The sequence below is a fragment of the Halomonas sp. V046 genome, from assembly GCF_052645355.1.
The window spans coordinates 46322-69057 of sequence record NZ_JBQXYF010000014.1; the positions used below are offsets into that span (position 1 = coordinate 46322).

At 62.5% G+C, this 22736-nt stretch carries 18 protein-coding genes and 1 tRNA gene; 3 read left to right on the forward strand and 16 right to left on the reverse strand.

Annotation, left to right across the window (positions count from 1 at the left end):
• The first annotated feature begins 133 nt into the window (after window positions 1-133).
• The gene (gene ahpF / locus ACUN9Y_RS17880; RefSeq protein WP_445462078.1) at window positions 134-1699 is read left to right on the forward strand and encodes an alkyl hydroperoxide reductase subunit F; all 1566 of its coding nucleotides are present in this window, start codon (window positions 134-136) and stop codon (window positions 1697-1699) included.
• Window positions 1700-2062: 363 nt separating this feature from the next.
• On the opposite strand, the gene ACUN9Y_RS17885 is transcribed toward ahpF, so the two are convergent.
• The 7 genes from ACUN9Y_RS17885 to dctP all read right to left on the reverse strand — a co-directional run bounded on the left by ACUN9Y_RS17885 (window position 2063) and on the right by dctP (window position 8923).
• Entirely contained in the window at window positions 2063-3328 is a 1266-nt protein-coding gene (locus ACUN9Y_RS17885) for a TRAP transporter large permease (RefSeq protein ID WP_445462079.1), read from the reverse strand.
• Window positions 3325-3813, reverse strand: coding sequence for a TRAP transporter small permease (locus ACUN9Y_RS17890; protein WP_445462080.1), 489 nt, complete (start codon window positions 3811-3813; stop codon window positions 3325-3327). Before ACUN9Y_RS17890 ends, ACUN9Y_RS17885 begins: the two co-directional genes overlap by 4 nt.
• Window positions 3814-3836: 23 nt before the next feature.
• The gene (locus tag ACUN9Y_RS17895) at window positions 3837-4814 is read right to left on the reverse strand and encodes a TRAP transporter substrate-binding protein (RefSeq protein WP_445462081.1); all 978 of its coding nucleotides are present in this window, start codon (window positions 4812-4814) and stop codon (window positions 3837-3839) included.
• Between the two features lie 417 nt (window positions 4815-5231).
• Window positions 5232-5903, reverse strand: coding sequence for an RraA family protein (locus ACUN9Y_RS17900; protein WP_445462082.1), 672 nt, complete (start codon window positions 5901-5903; stop codon window positions 5232-5234).
• Window positions 5904-6012: 109 nt separating this feature from the next.
• Window positions 6013-7305, reverse strand: coding sequence for a TRAP transporter large permease (locus ACUN9Y_RS17905; protein ID WP_445462083.1), 1293 nt, complete (start codon window positions 7303-7305; stop codon window positions 6013-6015).
• 15 nt (window positions 7306-7320) lie between these two features.
• On the reverse strand, window positions 7321-7899 hold the full coding sequence (locus tag ACUN9Y_RS17910; RefSeq protein WP_445462084.1) for a TRAP transporter small permease: 579 nt from the start codon (window positions 7897-7899) through the stop codon (window positions 7321-7323).
• Between the two features lie 19 nt (window positions 7900-7918).
• Complete coding sequence (gene dctP / locus ACUN9Y_RS17915) at window positions 7919-8923, reverse strand: TRAP transporter substrate-binding protein DctP (RefSeq protein WP_445462085.1); 1005 nt, start codon at window positions 8921-8923, stop codon at window positions 7919-7921.
• A 760-nt stretch (window positions 8924-9683) separates the two neighbouring features.
• On the opposite strand from dctP, the gene ACUN9Y_RS17920 reads away from it, so the two are divergent.
• Window positions 9684-10766, forward strand: a complete 1083-nt coding sequence (locus tag ACUN9Y_RS17920) for a LysR substrate-binding domain-containing protein (RefSeq protein WP_445462086.1) — start codon at window positions 9684-9686, stop codon at window positions 10764-10766.
• Between the two features lie 85 nt (window positions 10767-10851).
• Here ACUN9Y_RS17920 and ACUN9Y_RS17925 read toward each other — a convergent pair whose 3' ends face one another.
• The 7 genes from ACUN9Y_RS17925 to ACUN9Y_RS17955 form a co-directional block, all read right to left on the reverse strand.
• Entirely contained in the window at window positions 10852-12609 is a 1758-nt protein-coding gene (locus ACUN9Y_RS17925) for a thiamine pyrophosphate-binding protein (protein ID WP_445462087.1), read from the reverse strand.
• Between the two features lie 79 nt (window positions 12610-12688).
• The gene (locus tag ACUN9Y_RS17930; protein WP_445462088.1) at window positions 12689-13474 is read right to left on the reverse strand and encodes an HpcH/HpaI aldolase/citrate lyase family protein; all 786 of its coding nucleotides are present in this window, start codon (window positions 13472-13474) and stop codon (window positions 12689-12691) included.
• Between the two features lie 5 nt (window positions 13475-13479).
• A complete protein-coding gene (locus tag ACUN9Y_RS17935) occupies window positions 13480-14763 on the reverse strand; it encodes a TRAP transporter large permease (protein WP_445462089.1) in 1284 nt (427 codons plus the stop codon).
• Window positions 14760-15245 carry a TRAP transporter small permease gene (locus tag ACUN9Y_RS17940; RefSeq protein ID WP_445462090.1) on the reverse strand — a complete coding sequence of 162 codons (486 nt, stop codon included), beginning with the start codon at window positions 15243-15245 and terminating at the stop codon, window positions 14760-14762. Before ACUN9Y_RS17940 ends, ACUN9Y_RS17935 begins: the two co-directional genes overlap by 4 nt.
• Before the next feature lie 5 nt (window positions 15246-15250).
• Window positions 15251-16228: a TRAP transporter substrate-binding protein gene (locus ACUN9Y_RS17945; protein ID WP_445462091.1), complete on the reverse strand. Its 978-nt coding sequence runs from the start codon at window positions 16226-16228 to the stop codon at window positions 15251-15253.
• 305 nt (window positions 16229-16533) lie between these two features.
• Window positions 16534-17448, reverse strand: a complete 915-nt coding sequence (locus ACUN9Y_RS17950; RefSeq protein ID WP_445462092.1) for a hypothetical protein — start codon at window positions 17446-17448, stop codon at window positions 16534-16536.
• A gap of 1133 nt (window positions 17449-18581) precedes the next feature.
• Window positions 18582-18658, reverse strand: a tRNA-Arg gene (locus ACUN9Y_RS17955).
• Window positions 18659-18902: 244 nt separating this feature from the next.
• On the opposite strand from ACUN9Y_RS17955, the gene ACUN9Y_RS17960 reads away from it, so the two are divergent.
• Complete coding sequence (locus ACUN9Y_RS17960; protein WP_445462093.1) at window positions 18903-19853, forward strand: c-type cytochrome; 951 nt, start codon at window positions 18903-18905, stop codon at window positions 19851-19853.
• Between the two features lie 198 nt (window positions 19854-20051).
• Here ACUN9Y_RS17960 and rep read toward each other — a convergent pair whose 3' ends face one another.
• Together rep and trmL are read right to left on the reverse strand one after the other, a co-directional pair.
• The gene (rep, locus tag ACUN9Y_RS17965; RefSeq protein WP_445462094.1) at window positions 20052-22130 is read right to left on the reverse strand and encodes a DNA helicase Rep; all 2079 of its coding nucleotides are present in this window, start codon (window positions 22128-22130) and stop codon (window positions 20052-20054) included.
• Complete coding sequence (trmL, locus tag ACUN9Y_RS17970; protein ID WP_445462161.1) at window positions 22127-22621, reverse strand: tRNA (uridine(34)/cytosine(34)/5-carboxymethylaminomethyluridine(34)-2'-O)-methyltransferase TrmL; 495 nt, start codon at window positions 22619-22621, stop codon at window positions 22127-22129. The genes rep and trmL overlap by 4 nt, the downstream gene beginning before the upstream one ends.
• Window positions 22622-22736 lie beyond the last annotated feature (115 nt).

Below are 22736 nucleotides of genomic sequence, written 5' to 3' on the forward strand. Positions count from 1 at the left end.
TCGTTCGATATCTCGGTCACCGCCGCCTCACCTATCCGGCGTCTGATTCGGTCAATGCGCGGTCAAATTGACCCAACGCGCAGCGCTATCGCCACGCCATCTTTGCCACCCAACACGAGGAAGTGCCGCTGTCATGCTGGACGACGCTCTGAAAAATCAGCTGAAAACCTATCTGGAAAAGGTCACGCAACCCTTCGAGTTGGTCGCCACCCTGGATGACGGCGACAAGTCCAGGGAACTCCACGGACTACTCAGCGATATTGCCGCACTGAGCGACATGATCCGTCTGTCTAGCGCCGAGCAGGCCAGCGCAGATTCGCGTGTGCCCTCCTTCGCGCTGCACAAGGGCGGAACCCCCACCGGCGTTGCCTTCGCCGGCATTCCCATGGGCCATGAGTTCACTTCGCTGGTGCTGGCCCTGCTCCAGGTCGGAGGCCATCCGCCCAAGGCCGACCGCGAGGTCATCGAACAGATCCAGGCGCTGGACGCCGAGATGCACTTCGAGACCTACTATTCGCTGTCGTGCCAGAACTGCCCGGACGTGGTCCAGGCGCTGAACCTGATGGCCATCCTCAACCCGAAGATCACCCACACCGCCATCGACGGTGCACTGTTTCAGGACGAGGTCGAACGCCGGGAAGTGATGTCGGTGCCCAGCGTCTACGTGAACGCCGAACCCTTCGATCAGGGTCGCATGAGCCTCGAACAGATCCTGGCCAAGGTCGACACCGGCGCCGCGGCCCGTGACGCCGACAGGCTCTCCGCCAAGGCATCCTTCGATGTCCTGACCATCGGTGGTGGTCCCGCCGGCGCCGCGGCATCCATCTATGCGGCGCGCAAGGGCATTCGCACCGGCGTCGCCGCCGAGCGCTTCGGCGGCCAGGTTCTCGATACCATGGCCATCGAGAACTTCGTTTCGGTCCAGCAAACCGAAGGGCCTCGGCTCGCCACCGCCCTGGAAGAACACGTCAAGCAATACGACGTCGACATCATGAACCTGCAGCGCGCCGTGGAGCTCATCCCGGCGCCCGCCACCGGCGGGGAACACGAGGTACGTTTCGCCTCCGGCGCCCGCCTCAAGGCCAAGACCCTGGTGCTGGCCACCGGCGCCCGCTGGCGCTCGATGAACGTGCCCGGCGAAGAGGAGTACCGCAATCGCGGTGTGGCCTACTGCCCGCACTGCGATGGCCCGCTGTACAAGGGCAAGCGCGTGGCGGTCGTCGGCGGCGGGAATTCCGGCGTCGAAGCGGCCATCGACCTGGCCGGCCTGGTCGCCCATGTGACCCTGGTCGAGTTCATGGACGAACTGCGCGCCGATGCCGTGCTGCAGAGAAAGCTCCAGAGTCTGCCCAACGTGGACATCATCACCGGCGCTCGCACTACCGAGATCAACGGCGATGGCACGAGGGTCAACGGCCTGACCTATGAGGCGCGCGCGAGTGGCGAGATCAAGACCGTCGACCTCGAGGGTGTGTTCGTGCAGATCGGCCTGGTCCCCAACACCGAATGGCTCAAGGACTCACCGATCGAGCTGTCCGAACGCGGCGAGATCGTCACCGATGCCCACGCCATGACCTCGGTGCCCGGCATCTTCGCCGCCGGCGACGTGACCACGGTGCCGTACAAGCAGATCGTCATCGCCGTCGGCGAAGGCGCCACCGCGGCCCTCGGTGCCTTCGACTTCCTGATTCGCCACTGACCGGCGCAGGGTGCATCGGATTTCTTTGAAACGCACCACGTACGCCACGGTCCGAGTCACCAGCATGGGCCTGGAGGTGCTGACGACTGGTGGTGTGGCGATTCGTCATATCCGGCGCGTCCAGCCGATGCAGAGCAGCCACTATCCCCACCCGGACCTCTTCCTCAGGCTGGCCAAGACATTGGTATCGGGACAACCGACGCCATGCTGTTCCCGGCACGACACAACCGTATAGGTAGGGGGCAGTGCGTCTTGGCACTCAGGAATCGAACACAAAGTGATCAATCTTGCGCAAGACGGTACCGCCCCCCACTGCTCACGAACCCGAGAGCGCCGACTCGCGACGCTCATGAAATCTCCAGGCTAGAGCGACAGCGACAGCGCCGGCACGAAGGTGATCACCAGAACGGCAACTATCAGCACCGCCACCCAAGGCAGAATGGCACGAGACAGCGCCTCGAATTCGATGTGTCCGACCTGCGCGGCCATAAACAGGTTGGCCCCCAGCGGTGGCGTGACAAAGCCAATCGCCAGATTGACGATCATGATGATGCCGAAATGCACCGGATCAACTCCCAGGACCACGACCACCGGCAACAGAATCGGCGTCAGAATAACAATCGCCGCCAGTGTCTCGAGAAAGGTTCCCACGATCAGCAAGAGGGTATTGATCAGTAGTAAAATCATCAACTTGCTATCGGTAAGCGACAGCACGAAGGCGGCAATGTCGTTGGGGACTTTTTCCAGTGCCATGATGCGCCCGAACGCCACCGAAGCACCGACGATGACGAGCACCGCAGACACCAGAAGAGCTGACTCGAGAATGATCGGGAAGAGTCGAGAAACATCGAGTTCGCGGTAGATGAACAGACTCACCATGGCTCCATAGACCACCGCAACGGCGGCCGACTCGGTGGGTGTGATCAGGCCTGAGTAGATGCCACCAAGCACAATGACCGGCAGCAACAACGCTAGTTTTGCTTCGTTCAGCGCCTTCCAACGCTCGCTCCAGGATGCCTTTTCGACCACCGCGAGATCGGTCTGCCGACGCGAACAGAGCACGTTGAACGCCATCAGTACGCCGGCCACGAAGATCCCTGGCAGCACGCCGGCCTTGAACATGTCGGTAACCGAAACCCCTGCCGTCACCGCATAAACGATCATGACGACACTCGGCGGAATCATGACCCCGAGACCGCCAGCGGACGCCACCATAGCGCCGGCGTAGGCTCGGTCATAGCCTTGTGTAGCCATGGCCGGAATCATTGCCAAGCCAATGGCTGCCACCGTGGCCGACCCCGTACCGGAAATCGCCGCGAAGAATAGGCAGGCCATGATCGTGACGGTCCCCATACCACCAGGCATGGTGCCGAAGAACGCCCGCGCCACCCTGAGCAGGCGATCGGAAATACCGCCCTGGCTCATCAGGTTACCGGCCAGGGTGAACAGCACCACAGCAAGCAGCGTATAGGAATTGAGGCCTCCGACTAGCCCCAGGGCAAAGAACTTCAAATCGAGAAAGGGCAGTGCCAGAATCGCCAACACGCTGGCACAACCCAACGCGATGCCGATAGGCACGCCAATCAGCACCAGAATCGCGAAGCCGCCAAAGAGGATTGCAACGGTCATGACCCGTCTCCTGATGCGACGATAGCTTGCCAGGAATGGCCTACATGCACGGCCAGCCTCCCCACGCTGAGCGCTCCTCCCACTACTATTGCGGCGTACAGAACGCTCACCGATATTTCCAGCGCCGGGGCTATCTGGCCGCGCTCTACGGCATCCGACATGATCAGATAGCCGTAGTAGGCAACCATGGCGGAATACACCATGAAAACGACGTCGGCTAACAAGTTAACTACGGCTTTGGCGCGCCCTGGCAGGCGATCCACGAGGAAAGTAACGCGGAGATGCCGTCGTTCCCGTATGCAATAGCTGATGCCGAGATAGATCATCCATACGAACAGGTAGCGCGCCAACTCGCCTGCCCAAGCCAGGGTGGTATCGAACAGGCGCAAGACCACATTGGTGAACACCAGAATCACGATGGTAGACAGCGCGGCGACGATGCATACCGGCTCGAACAGACACTCAAACCGTCGAAACAGAGACATGGAAACCTCCAGAATAGGACTCTTTACAGCGTCGACATAAAGCTGGCGTAGAAGTCCTCTCCCGCCCGGGTAACGATGTCATCCTTCGTCGCCTCGTTGAGTGTATCGCCCAGTTGATCCTTGACCGCTTGATCAACCTCATTGAAGGTCAGCCCTTCGGCTTCCAGCAATGCCACCGTCTCTCGATTGCTCGCATCCGCCAGAGAGCGCTGTAGATCGACGGTTTCTTTCGCGGCCTCGCGTAGCAAAGTGCGAGTCGGATCATCCAGCCCTTCCCAGAAGTCCTGGTTGGCAAACCAGACTTCTGCGGTGTAAATGTGACCTGTCAGCGAGACATAGTCCTGGGCCTCGAAGAAGCGCTCGATATGAATCGACGACAGCGCACTCTCTTGCCCATCGATCAGCCCCTGCTGCAGCGAGGTATAGATCTCCCCCCAATCCAGCGGCATGGGCGCCGCACCAATCGACTCCCAGGCAGTGATCTGGGTAGGATTCGCCGCAGAGCGCATACGCAGTCCATCAAAATCCGCAAAGGTTTCCAATGGCTTAGTACTGGTCGAGAAATGACGCATGCCGTTTTCAAGAAAGCCCACTCCGTGCAGCCCTTTACGTTGCATGGCGTCGAATAACAGAGCGCCTCCTTCGCCATCGAGAGTGCGGCGAGCCTGGGCCTCATCATCGAACAGATAGAACTGATCGAGCACACTAAGCTCCGGCACAATGGAGGTCAGTAGCACCGATGCCCCCATTGTCATCTGGAGGTTGCCGGATCCCACGAGTTCGGTCATTTCATTGACACTGCCGATCTGCCCTCCGGGGTAGAGCTCGACCTCGACCTCGCCCTGGGAGCGTTCCTCGACCACTTCCTTGAACTGCACGAGCGCCTGATGAATCGGCGATGACTCAGGCGTCGCATGGCCAATCCTCACGACGGTATCGGCGAAAACTAATGACGGGACGGATAGAACTGGAATCAACACAAGCAAGGTTGGCAACTTCATCAGGGCTCTCTCATTGTTGTAAAACGCCAGGAGACAGGTTGCAGGCTGCGGCTGGCCATCCCTCCTGTCACCGATCTGTGGGATACCTCGGCAGGTTCAAGCCTGTTTGCATACGTAGTCATAGCGTTCGTAACCTAGAAACACAATGTCTCGTCCTTATCCTTTGGTGGCGCACGCAAGAATAAAGCCTCACTGCAGGTGAGGCTCTGAAAGAAACGCCAAGCGGTGCTGCTCGCGACGAGTACCCTCTGATCCTGGGCCTGGGGCTGGGGCTGGGGCTGGGGCTGGGGCTGGGGCTGGGGCTGGGGCTGGGGCCTAGGCCCAGATCGCCACCGCTACGCAGTCAAGCGACGACGACCGAAAAACATGACAGGCGAAAGATCTTCCGCGTGTCGCGTGAGCTTGCATCGGCAAAACTCAGTTGCTTGGCTTCATCGCCACTTCGACCAGTGTCGTCGCGCCGCTGATATCGGGCAGGCACTCTCCCGCCGCCAGGCGCTCGAGAATGCGTTCTTCCTGCTCTTGAAGCGCCAGGGTGTGATCGATGACGGCATCGACGTCGTCGGGGGGCAGCACCACGACGCCGTTCTCGTCGGCCACGACCACGTCACCAGGACGCACCACCACACCGCCGACGCTGACCGGCACATTCATCGTGCCACCCTGATTGGCGAGCTTGGTGGTCATCGCCGAGACCCCTCGGCTCCATACCGGAAAGGCGTACTCGCGCAGGGTGGCACGATCGGTGGCGGTGCCATCGATGATGACGCCCCCCAGGCCGATGCGTTTGCCGACGTCAGTGAGCACGCCCCCCCAACAGGCATGGCGCCGATCGCCCTGGCGATCGATGACCAGCACATCGCCGGCTCGCAGTAACCGCATGGCGTGGTTCAGCAGGGTGCCATCTCCCGGCGGGAGAGACAGCGTGACGGCAACGCCGGCGATGCGCACCTCATCGAGCTGACAGCGAATCTCAGGGTCGACGAAGCCGCTGCTGCGAAAGTGGCCAATGGTGGCGGTCTCGCACTCGAGCAGGCGCTGGCGGCGCTCGGCGTCGAGCGGCTCGGGCATTTCAGCGATGGTGTACATGGGACTCTCCACGTTGGGCTCTTTACGTTTGGCTCTTACGTTTGGCCGTCGGCTCGAAGCAGGAGGCTTGATTCACGTCACCTGAATCAGGCGGCACGAATCACGCCGTCTAGATCAGGCTGGGCAGATAGGTGATCAGCGCCGGCACCCAGTAGAGCACCATCATGCCGAACAGAAAGCACAGCACGATGGGCCAGGCCGCGGCATAGATGGTCGGCATCGACACCGAGGGTGCGCCGCCCTTGACCGCGAACAGGTTGTAGCCAAAGGGCGGCGTCAGGCTGCCCACGGCCAGGTTGATCAGAAACAGCGTCCAGAACCATACCGGGTCGAAGCCGTAGGCCTTCACCAGCGGGGCGTAGATCGGAATGACCACCATCATGAAGGCGATCTGGTCGATGAACATGCAGGCGATCAGCGGAATCAGCATCAACAGCAGCAGCATCCAGCCGGCATCCAGGTTCATGGCGGTCGCCGCCGCCACCAGGCCAGAGGTCGCACCGGTAAACGACAACAGCTGGCTGAACAGCTTCGAGCAGGCCAGGATGGTGATGATCATGGCGCTGATCGACAGCGATGACAGCAACGCCTGACCGGCCATCTTGAGGCTGAACTTACGGTAGTAGCAGGCCACCAGTATGGCCCCCAGCACGCCGGTCGCCGCCGATTCCGACGGCGTCGCCACGCCCAGCATCATCAGCCCCAGTACCGAGAAGATGATGATCGAGAACGGCGCCATGTTGCCAAGCGCGCGGCCCCGCTCGCGCCAGCTGCCACCGCCCGAGTCGTCCACCGCCGGTGCCCGGGAGGGGTCCAGCGAGATGCGCACGACCACGTAGGCCACGAACAGCCCGGCCAGCAGCATGCCGGGCACGATGCCGGCGATCAGCAGCCGAGCGATGGAGACATCGACCATCGAGCCGATGATGATCACCAAAAGGCTCGGCGGGATGATCGGCGCCAGCCCCGCGCCCCCGAGGATGAGCCCGATCGACAGGCGATCGTCGTAGCCTCGCTCCTGCATGGTCGGCAGCGCCGAGCGGCTGAGCATGGCGGTAACCGCCAACGCCGAGCCGGACAGCGCGCCAAACAGCGTCGACAGCGCCACCACGAAGAAGTACAGCCGGCCCTTGATGCGCCCCATCAGGGTATCGAGGGCATCGAAGATGACGTCGATCGAGCCGGAGCGAAACAGCAGTTCGCCCATCAGCACGAAGAGCGCGATGGTGGTCAGGGTTTCCGAGGTGACGGTGTCATAGACACTGTTGGCGAAGAGCCCGAAGCCGGCGCTGCCCATCAGCCAGTAGGTGCCGGCCACGTTGATCGCGAGAAAGGCGACGAACACCGGCACGCCGAGGGCGAACAGGCCCATCAGGAGGGCAACGGCGATGCCCAGAGTCATGTACCACTCCATCGCTCAGGCCTCCTGTTCGTTGTTGTTGTGAGTGCTGTTCTGGCTGTTGTTGTTGCCCGTGTTGCCCGCGTCGTTATCGTCGGGGCCGTCGTCTGGCCACTCGACGGTGGCAGGCCATAGCGCGCGGCGCAGAAAGTGCAGCGCCGTATTGGTAAAGCCGTAACCGATGAAGCTCGAGACCCAGACCTTGGGAATATCGAGCCCCATGGCGGTGGTGGTGCCGCTGGCCAACTGACGCAGACTCTCGCTGATCAACATCCACGCCGCCAGCAGGCAGACCACCGCCGTCAGCAACGAGGTGAAGCGCTCGAAGCCCTGGCGCCGCGCGCTGGGCAAGCTGTCCTGGAGCACGCTGATGGCGATGTGACCCCGGGTGCGAGCCAGCTCCGGCATCGCCAGGCTCGCCGACAGGCACAGGCAATAAGCGACGATGGAGCTCGACCATAGGGTCGGGGCGTTGAAGAAATAGCGCGCCACGACCTCGACCCAGAAACACACGACGATGCCACACAGGGTGGCACCGCCGAGGTAGAAGCCGAATCGGGTCAGGCGGTCGTGGCATCGGGCCAAGGTAGCCAGCATGGGAGAAATCCGCTCGGTGTCAGGGGGTCATGTCGTTGGCTTCGGCGATCTCGCGCATCTCGCCGACGGCCTCGGGCGACTTGTCCAGGCCGAGCTGCCAGATGCCTTCGGTGACGAGGGCGTCGAGGCGCTCGGCATCTTCCGGGGCGAACTCGGTTTCCTGCATGCCGAGCTCCTTGAGTGAGGCCCACTCTTCGACGGCCAGTTCATCGAGCACACCGCTGATTTCGTTCTCCAGCGCCTGGCCCTGCTCCAGCAGCACCTGCTGCTCGTCCTCGCTGAGGCCTTCGAACTTGTTCAAGTTCATCAACAGGTAGGTGTAGGTCTGACCGAAGGTCGGCTTGGTGAAGTAGCTGGCGACCTCATGCCAGCCCAGGTCCTGAACGCCGTTGAGGCCCCAGGCCGCCCCGTCGATGACGTTACGATCGAGCGACGAGTAGACGTCACCGCTGGACATCAACACCGGGGTGCCACCGAGGCCCTGGGTCACGTTGGTGTAGGTCGGGCTGCCGCGCAGGCGCATGCCCTCGAGCCCCGGAGAGCCTTCGATGGGCTCCTTGAGCACGTACTGGAAGCCGCTGGAGCCAAGCGGCGGAATCGCCAACAGCTTCAGGCCGAGCTCGTTGTACTGACCGTCGATGAAGTCCCACAACCCCGATTCACGGGTCTTGGCCGGATCCACGAACACCGCGTCCATGGCCGCACCGACGCCGGTGGTATTGGTGTGATACGCGCCGTGGGTGTAGAGCAGATCGAACACCCCTGCCGAAACCGGCTGAAGCTGCTCGAACGGCGGCACCACATCGGGGCCATTCAGGGCGATGGTGACGTCGCCATCGCTGGCGCTTTCGACATTGGCGATATAGCGCTGGGCGACTTCGCGGGTGTAGGCCGAGGTCAGGTCATAGCTCGACAGCATACGCAGGTCGACCGCCAGGGCCTGGGTGGCCAGGGGTGCCGTCGCGAGTGTCAGGGCGGACAGGGAAAGGGCGGATCGGGTGAAACGTTTCAGGGAGCGATTCATGATCTTCCTCGCATTTATGGTTGTTGTGGTCCCTCGTGCGCCATCGCAGCCCACTATGGCCAGGCCCCGGGAGAGGTTTGCATCACGATGGTGCAGCCAGGGAAAGTAATGCGGTCGAAATCGACGATACCGTTTCAATCTAGTCAGCCGAATGGGCCTGGGTCAACGAAAAACGTCTCATGGAGTTTTTCGAATTTTAATATTTTGAATTTGCCAGATTAATACAAGCCGACAATACAATAACCACTCCAATTAAAGCCACAATACGACTGGAGGAATTAATGACAAATGGCAGAGAACATTCCTAGAAAACTCACCAATACCACAAAAAAGACAGTAAGATATTCAGAAAAAAATATGAAAAAAACAGACCGTTAAGTATCTAAAAGAAAAATAATAAAAACAAAAAAATACCGCAACAAAAATCTATTTCCTGGGACAAAAGCCATAACTTTAAGGAAAAGTCCCCGACAAAAAAAAGAAAACGCCGTTGCAAACCCTCCAAGGACCAGAATTCTCACTCCTCCGGACCTCAGCTTCCTCCTCACCAAATCCATGCCTGGCGGGTGACCTTGCGCCGGCACGGCGGTATTCTTCGGCAAGGCAATAACCATGGATGTTGCCGGGTCTTGTCAACGCATACGCTAGGCACTGCTCGCGACACCGGCCGGTAGCGGACTCAGGCAGACCGCCGCGGCTTAGCCCCCGCTCAACGCCTCGCGCAGCACAGAGGCCCCCTGCCCCCTGGAAGGACTCGACCATGCGGCCGATTCACGACACCCTCGACTGGAACCTGCTACGCACCTTTATCGTCATCGTGCAGGAAGAAAGCGTCAGTCGAGCGGCGGTGCGCCTTTATCTGTCGCAGCCCGCCGTCAGCCTATCGCTGAAACGCCTCGAAGAGCGCCTCGGACAGAAGCTTATCGAGCGCGATAGCCATCACTTTCGCGTCACCCAGGCAGGCCAGCTGGTGTATCGCGAGGCGGTGGACATCTACGCCAACGTGGCACGCCTGGCGGCCTCGGTGGGCGAATCGGATCCGGAGGTCGCCGGCCACGTCTCGCTGGCCTTTATTACCGGTATCCAGTGTGCCTTTCTCGACAGCGTGCTGGCGACTTTCCATCGCCAGTACCCGCAGATCACCTTCGAGATCGAAGACATGTCGAGCCAGGAGGTCCAGCACGCCCTGTCCCAGCGCCAGAGTGCGCTCGGCATCTGCCTGTCGCAGACCTGCCCCGAGACCCTCAACAGCCAAGTGCTGGCGCGCCAGCGCTATCGCCTCTATTGCGGGCGCAGCCATCGCCTGTTCGGCCGCGACAACCTGCCGATGGACGAACTCCACCGCGAGCCCTACGTGTCCTTCGGCAGCGAGCAGCTCGACGGCGTGCTCTCGCCGCTGGCGGTGTTTCGTGCCCAGCACGGCCTGCAAGGCGCGGTGGTCGGCCAGTCCAGCCGGCTGCAGGAGATCGAGCGCATGGTCATGGCGGGTTGGGGCATCGGTTGCATGCCCGAGCACCTGGTGGCCCGCGACGTGGCAGACGGTCAGCTATGGCCGCTACCGCCCTACGCCGGGGTCGCCGATATCGATCTGCACGTGATGTGGCATCGCGAAGGTCGCAACAACGTGGCGGAAACGACCTTCATCGACTTCTTCCTCAATGCCATGGCCAAGGTGCCGATGGAAGACCGCCTGACCACCGGGATTGCACAACCGGAGCCGGGCGCGTCATCGTCACAGGCGCCCGACCCGCAGGCTTTACAGTCGCCCGATGCCCACTCTTTACCGTCACCGCACGCGCCCTCCAACGGCCCGGTCGCCCCACCGCCACCGTGGGACGACTGAGCGCCCCGCGGCGCAGCCTGGCCCGCCACACCGCCACAAGTCCTTTCGCCGCATCGATCCGCTTGAGCCGCCCAGGCCCGGCCGTTCAGGTCCCCTGCTGGGCCGATTGGCGAGCCAGGGCCGCGTCGCGAATGGCACTCAGGCGCTTGCCCGGGGCGATGCCGTCGGCTTCATAGCGCAGCTCGATCAACGCCGGCAGCTTCTCGCGTTCGGCGAAGTCGAGCGCCCGACGCAGCGCCGGCTCGAAGTCGTCATCGCGGTCCACCACCTCACCCTGACCGCCGTAGGACTCGACCAGGGTGGTAAAGGCGGGATTTAAGAAGGTCAGTGCGATCTCGCGGCCCGGGAAGTCGTTTTCCTGATGGGCGCGGATGGTGCCCCACATGCCGTTGTTGAACAGGATAACGACGATGCCGAGGCGATACTGCAGCGCCACACCGAGCTCCTGCAGATTCATCTGAAAACAACCGTCACCGGCGAAGCACACCGAGGGCCGGTCGGGGTGCTCGAGCTTGAACGAGATCGCCGCCGGCAGGCCGTAGCCCATGGAGCCGACGGTGGGCGCCAGGGAACTCCCGAGCCCGGAAAAGCGCACGTAGCGGTGCGCATAGAGTGCGTAGTTGCCAGCACCGACGGTGATGCAGCCGTGACCATCGAGCACCCGATCGACGCTCACCGCGACGCGGTCGAGGCTTAGCGGCCCGGGAGACGGCTGTGGCTCGAGGGTGGCGAGATACTCGGCTCGCGCGGCTCGCGTCTCCTCGCTCCAGCGCGGCACGGCGTCCGGCGCAAGCCCATCGAGCGCGGCGGCAAAGCCGACCACGTCGGCGTTGATCGCGAGCTCGGCATGATAGACCCGGCCCAATTCCTCGGGATCGGGATAGACATGCACCAGGTCCTGGCTCGGCGTGGGCGAGCTGATCCAGGAATAGCCTTCGCTGGTAGGCTCACCCATGCGAGTACCCACCGCGATCAACAGGTCGCAGCGCGTCAGGCGCTCGCGCAGGGCGTCGTGCATGGCGAAACCGACATGACCGACGAAGTGCGGATCGCGTTGATCGAAGCACTCCAGACGGCGCCAGGCCACCCCCACCGGCAGATCGAAACGCTCGGCGAAGGCGGCCATCTGGGCCTGGGCCTGCTCGGTCCAGCCACTGCCACCGATCAACAGCAAGGGACGCTCGGCCTCGGCCAGGCGAGCCTTGAGCTCCGCCAGCTGATGCGCCCCCGGGTACGCATGCAGCGGCGCCATGGGCGACGTATCGGCCACCTCGGCCTCGCCCCACAGGGTGTCTTCGGGCAACGCCAGCACCACGGGGCCGGGACGGCCACTGGTCGCCACGCGATACGCCCTGGCGATGTACTCGGGAATGCGGTCGGTGGCGTCTATCTGAGCCACCCACTTGGCCATGGGCCCGAACATCCGCCGGTAGTCGATCTCCTGGAACGCCTCGCGCTCGACGAAGTCGTTGCCGACCTGGCCGATAAACAGAATCATCGGCGTCGAGTCCTGGTAGGCGGTGTGCACGCCGATGGAGGCATTGGTCGCCCCGGGGCCCCGGGTGACGAAGCAGATGCCGGGCTCGTTGGTCAGCTTGCCGTAAGCCTCGGCCATGTAGGCGGCGCCGCTTTCCTGGCGACAGACGATGGGCTCGATGGCACCACGATGCTCGTTCAGGGCATCGATGCACGGCAGGTAGCTTTCGCCGGGCACGAGAAAGACACGGCGGGCACCGTGGCGACGCAGCTGGTCCATCAGGATCTGGCCACCGTTGCGGCAGGATATCGACGACGCCTGTGTGGCGGTTGGCTGGCTGCCGTCCGGTCTCGTATCAGGGCTCATGCTCGTATCCGGGCTCGTATCAGGGCTCGTATCAGCGCTCATGTCAGGGCTCGTATCAGGGCTCGTATCAGGGCTCATATCAGGGCTCTCGCTCGTCATTGTTGGTCTTGTGTGAAGCCGCGTCCGGGGTGGCGGGGGTGGCGTCACCCAGCATCCGATGCAGCAGCGGTACCTGGCCGGGATCGACCACGCAGCGAGCACGGTAGCCCTGCGCCATGGACCAGTCCTGGTCCGCCGCGAAGCCCGTCGCCTGGGGCCAGGGGCCGTCGATGGCCAGGCATCCGGCGTCACGGCAGGCGGCGAGAAAACGCACTCGCCAGGGCGCCAGCGCCGCCACACGCTCGTCGTCAGCGGCGCTCGCTGAAAGGCCGAGGTCACGTGCCAGGTCACCGGTGCCGACCAGCGCCGCCGATGTTCTGGCGCTGGCAGCGAGGATCTCGTGGGCTCGTTCGATGCCACGGCTCGTCTCCAGGGTCGGGACCAGGGCCGTCGATCCCGGCTCGAGGCCGCGGCGCGCCTCCTCGACATGAAGGGCCAGGTCGAGGGCAGTGACGTCCTGCGCCGACTCGACCCGCGGCAGGAAGATTGCCGCCGGGACCGCTGGCATCAGCTCGGCCAGCTCACCATGGCCGCCGTCCGCGAGGCGGTTGATGCGAGCCGCGGGCAATCTACCCAGGCGACGGCAGTCGTTGGCGAAGGCAAGGAAGTCCGCGCAGGCAGCGCCGCGATGCGGCGCCGGCGTGAACTCCTCGAGATCGACGACGATGGCTTCGGCCCCACAGGCCAGCGCCTGGTCGAGACGCACGGGGTCATGCCCCGGCACGAACAGCCAGCTACGACACGTCGATAGGCTCGGGTTGGGCACAGGCATCACTCCATCAGGTTCGGCAGGAACAGCACGATCTCGGGCACGAAGGTGATCAGCATCAGCACCGCGATCATCGCGCCCAGCATCAGGGCGAGCGGCCTAAGCGATTCCATGACGCTGATGCCGGCGATGCGACAGGCGGCCATCAGATCGACCCCGAGCGGCGGCGTATTGGCGCCAATCGCCAGGTTGACCGTCAGCAGCACGCCGAAGTGCACAGGATCGATGCCATACTGCGACAGCAGCGGCATCACGATCGGCGTGACAATGATGATGATGGCGATGCTCTCCATGAAGGAACCCAGCACCAGCAGCACCAGGGTCAGCAGCAACAGCACGCCGTGGCGGCTATCGGTGATCTCGCCGATCAGCGCGGCGATGGCCTGGGGCACCTGCTCATAGGTCAGCCCCCAGGCGAACATGCCGGCGGCACCGATGATCACCAGAATCGCCCCGGAGGTTTCGGCGGTGGCAATGACACTGTCGACGATGGCCCTGAGGCTCAGGCTGCGATAGACCAGGGCGCCGACGATCAGCGCGTAGACGATGGCCGAGGCCGCGGCCTCCGTCGGAGTGAAGACCCCAAAGCGGATCCCGCCGATGATCAACACCGGCACCAGCAGCGCCGGCAACGCACCAATGAACGCCTGCCTCCGCTCGCCGGGCTCTGGCTTGGCGCCGCCGGACCAACCATGGCGACGCGACACGAATATCGCCACCCCGACCAGCGCCATGGTCAGCAGCAAGCCGGGAATCACGCCGCCCATGAACAGCTTGCCGACCGACGTATTGGAGGTGGTGCCGTAGACGATCATCACGATGCTCGGCGGTATCACCGTACCGATGGAGCTCGCCGTGCCGACCAGCGCACTGCTGAAGCCGCGGTGGTAGCCGCTTCTGTGCATCGCCGGCAGCAGCATGCTGCCGATGGCGATGACATCGGCGACACCGGAACCCGACAGGGCCCCGAACATCATGCAGGCGAGCACCGCCACCACCGCCAGGCCACCGCGAATATCGCCGACAAGCGCCATGCACAGGCGTACCAGGCGCTGGGTCAGGCCGGCATGGTTCATCAATTGGGCGGCCATCACGAACAGCGGAATGGCGAGCAGGGTGAAGCTCTCCATGCCCGCCACGAACTGCTGGGCGGAGACCATCATCGGTGCCGCGCCAAACATCAACAGGTAAGACAGCACCGCCAGGATCAGGCCGAAGGCGATCGGAATATCGATCAGAATGGCGAGGGCAAAGACCCCCACCAGGGTCAGGGCGCCGAGGGTCATGAAGGGTTCTCCCCGGTGAGTAGGTGGTCACACTGCATCAGCGCCATGGCCACGCAGCTCACCGGCACCGACAGGTACACAAGGCCAGCGGGCAGCTGCAACGCGGTGGTGGTCTGAGACATGGTCAGCCAGGCCAGGTCCCAGCCGGCCTTGGCCAGGATGATCAGCATGACGAGCAGTACCAGGTCGGTGACCCGGGTGATCACCCGCCGTGCCGTCGCCGAGGCAACGAGCAACGGCATCAGCCCGGCGTTCAGGTGACTGCGCTTGTGGGTACAGGCCACCGCGGCCAACAGCGCCGTCCACACCAGGATCAACTGGGGCAGCTCCTCCGCCCAGTGCGGAGGCGCCCCCATCACCCAGCGCATGAACACCGAGTAGGCCACCAGCCCCGCCAGCAAGGCGGCACCGAGTCCGGCCAGCGCCAGGCACAGCTGGCTGAGCCTGTGGATCAGGGCATGGGCATGGGACGATGAGGACATGAGGCTTACTGCCCTTCGCGGTAGCGCTTCACCAGCGCCATCAGGTCACTGCCGAAGACACTCTCGTACTCGTCCCAGACGCCCTGAACGGCGGCATTGAACGGTGCGGTATCGACCTCGTTGACCTGCATGCCTTCGGCTTCGAGTTCGGCAACCAGGCGAGAGTCGTCTTCCTGGGTCATGGCGCGTTGCTCGTCCCGCCAGCTGTCGGCCAGCTCCTGGACCACCCCCTGGTCCTCCTCGGAGAGGCGGTTCCAGACGTTGTTCGCCACCGTCAGGCAGGCCGGTGCCCAGACGTGCCCGGTCAGCGAGACGTAGTCCTGTACCTCGAAGAAGGACGAGGAATGGATAATCGACAGCGGGTTTTCCTGGGCGTCGAACACCCCCTGTTGCAGCGCCGAATAGAGCTCGCCGAAGGACAGCGGCGCGGGGCTCGCGCCGAGGGCGGTGAAGGTATCCAGGCGCATCTTGTCCGGGGTGACGCGAATCTTGAGCCCGGCCAGGTCCTCCGGCGTCTCGATCGGCCCGCGATTGTTGGTCACGTGGCGAAAGCCGTTCTCCCACCACGACAGGATCTTCATGTTGTACTGCCCGGCGATGTCCTCCAGCGCCGCGCCCAACTCGCCGTCATAGGCCGCGTAGGCGTTCTCGCGGTCGGACCAGGAATAAGGTAGTTCGACGATGCCGAACCTGGCATCCAGCGGCTGGAAGGAACCGCAGCCGATCACCCCCGCCGGCACGCTTCCGATCTGCATCCCCTCGACCATGGTCTTCTCGTTGCCGAGCTGGCCGCTGGGGAAGACCTGGAAATTGACCCGGCCGTCGGTGGCCTCGCGCACGTCCTCGGCGAAGCCTTCGGCGGCGATGTTCCAGCTATGGGTCGGGGCCAACACGTGACCAAGCTTGATGTCGAGGGCCTGGGCCGAGGTGGAGAGGGCGGCAAGAGCGCCGAGCGTCAAAACAGAAAGCGTCTTGGAAGTCATAGAGTTACCCGTTGCGACTTTGTGGTTATGGCTTGCGGGGGCCCGCCGGAAAAAACGCCGCGAGCGTCAACCGAGCCTCGGCCAACGGGTTGTATAAGGCAATTTGCGAAATATTATTCTTTGAATAAACAATGATTATTCAAAGGGGAGGATTGTCCTGGGGGCTGGGTCGACGAGCCTGGTTCAACGAGCCTGGGGCGACGAGAGCACGGAGCGAGCATGGCGAGGTAAGGAGGCGATACTGGGTGTTTCCGCTATCGAACCATCATCGATAGCCAGGGGCCCAACAACTACCCATGTGGTTATCAGCACATTTCATCACAGAATGGCCACTGCCTCGCGGAGGTGCTACAACACTCACGCGGTCCAGGCAAACTGGGAATAGGCAAGTACGGAGGCCACTGGGTAAAATCGTCCCTCCCCACCGTCTGTGCGAACGCCGGGGTCACCGAGCGCGCCCCCCAGCGTGAATGATCTGCCTGCCAAGACGAGCATCGGCTGGATACTGGCGGATGCCGTGGCACTTCCCGAACGTTGAGCAACGATAATTCTGGAAGTGACTCGGCATATAAGTTTGTTTCCGAGCTTCTCGCCACAGGGGAAATGAACAAAACCCGGGTTGACTCGACTTGCTCCTCTTCACCGAACCTGACTGCAACAGTTATTTCAACCCAGCCACTATCGCTAGCACCTGACGGACTTAACCAGGTCACCGAGCTTTCATTATCATCGAATAGAATTCCACTCGATGCGCTCCATTTGAACGCATCAGGTTCAACCGTGTTACTCGACACAGCCGTTAACTCAATTGTTTCTTCTGGCCCTGCAACAGATTTATCGAGCACAATATCGACCGGCTTCAGCTCCAGCCGCGTAAAGTCTGATGAGTTCATAAGCGCGAACGCAGAAAACATGAGTATGGCAGCAGCAAATGCGTTAACTGACAAACCATACATCACATGATACTTCGGCCAGTTTGGTGGTACGCCTAGAGCTATACGTCGAATGTTCGCATCTGCGAGCATGAAGGAAGCCGTTGCCAAAATAAGCGACATCGCGGCAAAGACTGCACTTAATCCGAAAAGCCAAAAAACCTCGTGAGGAATCACGAAGTTTTTGATAAACCCGGGCAGCAGTAATATCATACCACCGGAAAGTCCGGCAATGGTCTTAGCTCGTTTATCAGCAGCATCTGCGTACTCAGACGTATCTTGACCCACCCCTCCCTCCCTTGTCGATTTCACCTATCGACACGCAGAGCCTTATCATCTTATCGTTTCAAAAATCATCACCCGACCATTGCTCGCCAGCATGGTGCCATCCAACGCGGAAAGACACGGTAATACCGACACCCCACATACCATGAAACCTACAACAAATCGTACGTTCCGCCTGAATTGCCATCTACTTGCCATCTACTTGCCATGGTCGACTACACACCCCCTGCCCATCAGTGAAAGCGCACATAAGCGACCAACAGACTCATGCTTAACAAAATATAACCATCAACTCGAACAGGCCGCCATAGCATCGAGTATAGCGCCATAGCATCGAGTATAGCGCCATAGCATCGAGTATAGCGTAGCAGTGTTGGACCACCCCCGTTCCGACTGCATGACAACCGCGGCCCATAAACAGCCTTGCGAAGACCAGAGACACGCCCTGAGGACGCTTCTGTTTGGAAATTGGCCCTAGTTCCTCCCTTCTCGCCACCGAGGGGTCTCCATCGACCCACAGGCTCTGCTTTCGCTTGCACCATTCCGCCTGGTTCACAACAGCCACCATCGGCACGCAGCTCCTCGCAACGGCGCAGCTTCGAGACAGGCGCAGACGTTCAGGTTCCGCCGTGGCGGTGAGGCATCAACGGCATCAGCCCGACGACCATGAGCGGCGATTCCGTGCGACGGTACCCCAGAGCCACGCCACCCCAGGCCAAGAGATGCATGACCGGATCATGGCCAAACCGAAGCGACCATTGTCGACGCAGCGCCACACCAGAGCGGCAAATCCCCCTTGAAGCCGTCCGTCCACCGCCATGGCGCGGCTATCGACGACCGGGTCGCGCTTGTCACCCGTATCACCGCGTGCGCCTCCCTGTCCTCGCCCTGCGGCCCAGCGCCGATTGACTCAGATCAGCAAACTTGCACGTGACCTGCCCACGCGAAACGGCAAAAAAACCGAAAGATGAGTGCCTTGGGATGGCGCTTGAGATGGAATTGGGGCTGCTGTGGTGGAATATCACCATGTCGGGCTAACGCAATAGCGGAAAGGCCGTGCCGAGGAGAAAATATCGACTGGACGTAAGGCGGGCACGAAAAAGGGCTTACGGATAACCGTAAGCCCTTGAATTCGTTGGCGCGCCCTATAGGATTCGAACCTATGACCTTTGCCTCCGGAGGGCAACGCTCTATCCAGCTGAGCTAAGGGCGCGCGACGCTACGCGTATCGACGCGAGGCGAGCCGTATCCTACCTTGAGTGCCTTGTAGTGTCCACCCGGGAAGGCGTCGGATACCGCTGTCGTCTGGCGCGCTGCGGCAATCGACCCATTTTCCCGGCGATGGGGATCTCGCTATACTGCCGACACAGCGCACGACACGGCGAGGGAACGTTCTCCGTGGGTGTTGCCACCCCAACAAGAAGCAATAAACACGACCGTAAACAGAGGTGGTTCGAGTGAATTCCAGCAAGCTGATCATGGGGTGCCTGATCACCCTGGGCCTGGCCACCGGCCAGGCGATGGCACAGGACGACGCCGATCTCGAGGCCATGGCCAAGCGCCTGGAACCGGTAGGCAAGCTCTGCCTTCAGGGCGAAGACTGTGGAACCGCGGCGGCGGCTTCTGGTGGTGAGGCCACGGATAGCGGCGGTGGCATCGACGGAGAAGCCATCTACGGCAGCGTCTGCATGGCCTGCCACGACACCGGCGCCGCCGGGGCACCCAAGCATGGCGACGAAGCCGCCTGGGCCGAGCGCACCGGCAAAGGCTTCGAGACACTGCTGGACCACGCCTTGAACGGCTTCAATGCCATGCCGGCCCGAGGCGGCAACCCGAACCTTTCCGATGAGGAAGTCCACGCCGCCGTCGCTTACCTGCTCGAACCGGTGATGGATGTGCCGGCTGCCGCTGGCGGTGACGCCGCCGCGGATAGCGGTGAAGAGACCGCTGGCGATGCAGCTGCTGCGGATAGTGGTGAAGAAACCACTGCCGCCGCTGGCGAAGCAACGGCTGCCGCGGATAGCGGCGAAGAAACCACAGCCGCGGATAGTGGCGAAGAAACCACTGCCGCCGCTGGCGAAGAATCCGCTGCCGCGGATAGCGGTGAAGACGCCACTGCCGCCGCTGGCGATTCGGCTACCAATGACGATGCGGCGGCAGAACCCGCCGCCCCGGCCATCGACGGCCAGGCCATCTACACCAGCGTGTGCTTCGCCTGCCACGACACCGGCGTCGCCGGGGCCCCCAAGCGCGGCGATGCCGCCGCCTGGGAGCCGCGCCTGGCCCAAGGCATCGAGACGGTCTATGACCACGCCATCAACGGCCTCAATGTGATGCCGCCCAAGGGCGGCAACCCGAGCCTGTCCGATGCCGAGGTCAAGGCCGCCGTGGACTACCTGGTCGAGTAAGCGATCGAGGCGTGGTCTGGTGTGACATGACAGCGGGGCGCCCTTGGGCGCCCCGCTTTCGTCTGGTTTGGTCAAGGACTGACCGCTCGCTCGACACCTTCCCTGCAACGTCAAGCAAGCACTCGACCTTCGCCCCTTCCGCTTATCCACACCCAATCCAGCCAAGGGGTTGGGGATAAGGTGCGTTCCACCTGGGGCTCAGTCCAGCAGCGAGCGCAGGCCGGCGATGGCGCTCTTGCCACGCTCCTGCTTGCGCTCCGGGTCTTCACGATCGGCGCGACCTTCCCAGTCCAGATCCTCCGGCGGCAACTCGTCGAGAAACCGGCTCGGGGCGCAGTCCATCAGCTCGCCGAAGGTCTTGCGCTGGCGGGCCAGGGTCATGGTCAGGGTACGCCGGGCGCGGGTGATGCCGACGTAGGCCAGGCGGCGCTCTTCTTCTACCGTGCCCACTTCGATGGCGTTGCGGTGGGGCAACAGCTCTTCTTCCAGCCCCATCAGGTAGACGTGGGGAAACTCCAGACCCTTGGAGGCGTGCATGGTCAGAAGCTGCACCCGGTCGGAGTCGTCTTCTTCGGCCTGCTGCTCGAGGATGTCACGCAGCACCAGGCGCGAGATCGCCGACTGTACGTCATCGGTCTCGGTCTCGGTGCTCTCGGTATTGTCCTCGGGATCGGCCTGCATCGACTTTTCGAGTTGGTCGATCAGGATCCAGACGTTGCCCATGCGCCGCTCGGCGATGGTCGGGGCACTGGCGTTCTGATACAGCCAGGCCTCGTAGTCCATCTCACGCATCATCTCCCGAATGGCGGCGATGGCATCGCCCTCGTCCATGCGCCGACGCACGCCGTCGATGAAGTGGGTAAAGCGGGTCAGACGCTCCACCGCCCGGGCCGGCAATTGCTCGGCCAGGCCCATCTCATGGCAGGCGGCGAACAGCGAGGCACCACGGTCGGTGGCATAGTTGGCCAGCTTCTCCAACGTCGTCGGGCCGATTTCGCGGCGCGGCACGTTGACGATGCGCAGGAAGGCGTTATCGTCGGCCGGGTTGATCAGCAGACGCAGATAAGCCATGGCGTCCTTGATCTCGCCCCGGGAAAAGAACGAGGTGCCGCCGGAAAGCTTGTACGGGATCTGGTAGTGCTGCAGCTTCAGCTCCAGCAGGCGCGCCTGGAAGTTGCCGCGATAGAGCACCGCGAAGTCGCGCCACTCGGCGCGCTCCTTGATACGCCGGGTGAGAATCTCGCTGGCGACGCGCTCGGTCTCGGCTTCCTCGTGACGGGTCACCACCACCCGGATCGGATCGCCCTGGCCCATGTCCGACCACAGCGTCTTTTCATAGACGTGGGGGTTGTTGGCGATCAGGGTGTTGGCGGCGCGCAGAATAGTGCCGGTGGAGCGGTAGTTCTGCTCCAGCTTGATCACGTTCAACCGCGGGAAGTCCTCACCAAGGGTCACCAGATTCTCGGGACGCGCGCCGCGCCAGGCGTAGATCGACTGATCGTCATCGCCGACCACGGTGAAGGTCTGACGCTCGGCCATCAGCATGCGCACGAGCATGTACTGGCTGATGTTGGTGTCCTGGTACTCGTCGACCAGCATGTAGTGAATCTTGCGCCGCCAGCGCTCCAACGCCTCGGGGTTGTCACGCAGCAACACCACCGGCAGCAGGATCAGGTCGTCGAAATCCACCGCATTGTAGGCCTTGAGATGGCGTACATAGGCCTCGTAGACCCGGGCCGCGTACTGCTCGTTCTCGTCGGCGGCGTGGGACAGCGCCTGGGCCGGCAGCACCAGGTCATTCTTCCAGGTCGAGATGGTCGACTGGACCTGGTTGATCTGGTCGGCATCGACCTGGGCGTCCTTGTTCATCAAATCGCGCAGCAGGGCCTTGGCGTCTTCCGGGTCGAACAGCGAGAACCCCGGCTTGTAGCCCAGGGCCTTGAGCTCGCCGCGGATGATGTTGAGCCCCAGGGTATGAAAGGTGGAGACCGTCAGGCCGTGGCCTTCGCGGCCCTTGAGCATCGAGCCGACCCGCTCCTTCATTTCCCGCGCGGCCTTGTTGGTGAAGGTCACGGCGGCGATGCGCCGGGCACTCATGCCGCACTCCTGCACCAGGTACGCGATCTTGGTGGTGATCACGCTGGTCTTGCCGGAGCCGGCACCGGCCAGCACCAGGCAAGGGCCGTCGATATAGTGCACGGCCTCCTGCTGGCGTGGGTTCAGGCCACGGATGCGCTCGCGAATCGATTTCGTGCCACCGCTGTGGGGAGAGCTCATGTTTCATCCCTGGCGCCGGCCGCCGGTAGCGCGGCGCCGTCGAAGTCGAGTTGTCGCCAGGCCTCGAACACCAGCACCGCGCAGGCGTTGGACAGGTTCAGGCTACGGCTGTCGGGCAGCATCGGAATGCGCAGACGCTGCTCCTCGGGCAGGACATCGAGCATCGCCTGGGGCAGGCCGCGAGTCTCGGGGCCGAACACCAGGGCGTCACCGGGCCGATAGCTCGGCTCATGATAGCCGTGACGCCCGCGGGTCGACACCGCGAAGACACGTTCAGGCGCGACCGTCGCCACGAAGGCCGCCCAGTCGGCATGCACCCGGACTCGGGCCCACTCGTGATAGTCGAGTCCCGCGCGCTTCAAGCGCTTGTCGTCTAAGGTAAAGCCCAACGGCTTAATTAAGTGCAGGCGAAATCCGGTATTGGCACAGAGCCGAATCAGGTTACCGGTGTTGGGAGGAATCTCCGGCTGATAAAGGACCACATCGAGCATGGAATTGCGCACCGTGGAGAATCATGCAGGGAGAAGAAAGGCGATAGCCTCGCCAAGGACACGAGCCGCACCCGCGGCCCGGGGCGATGCTGCGAGCGCCGGGGCACTCTTGGAT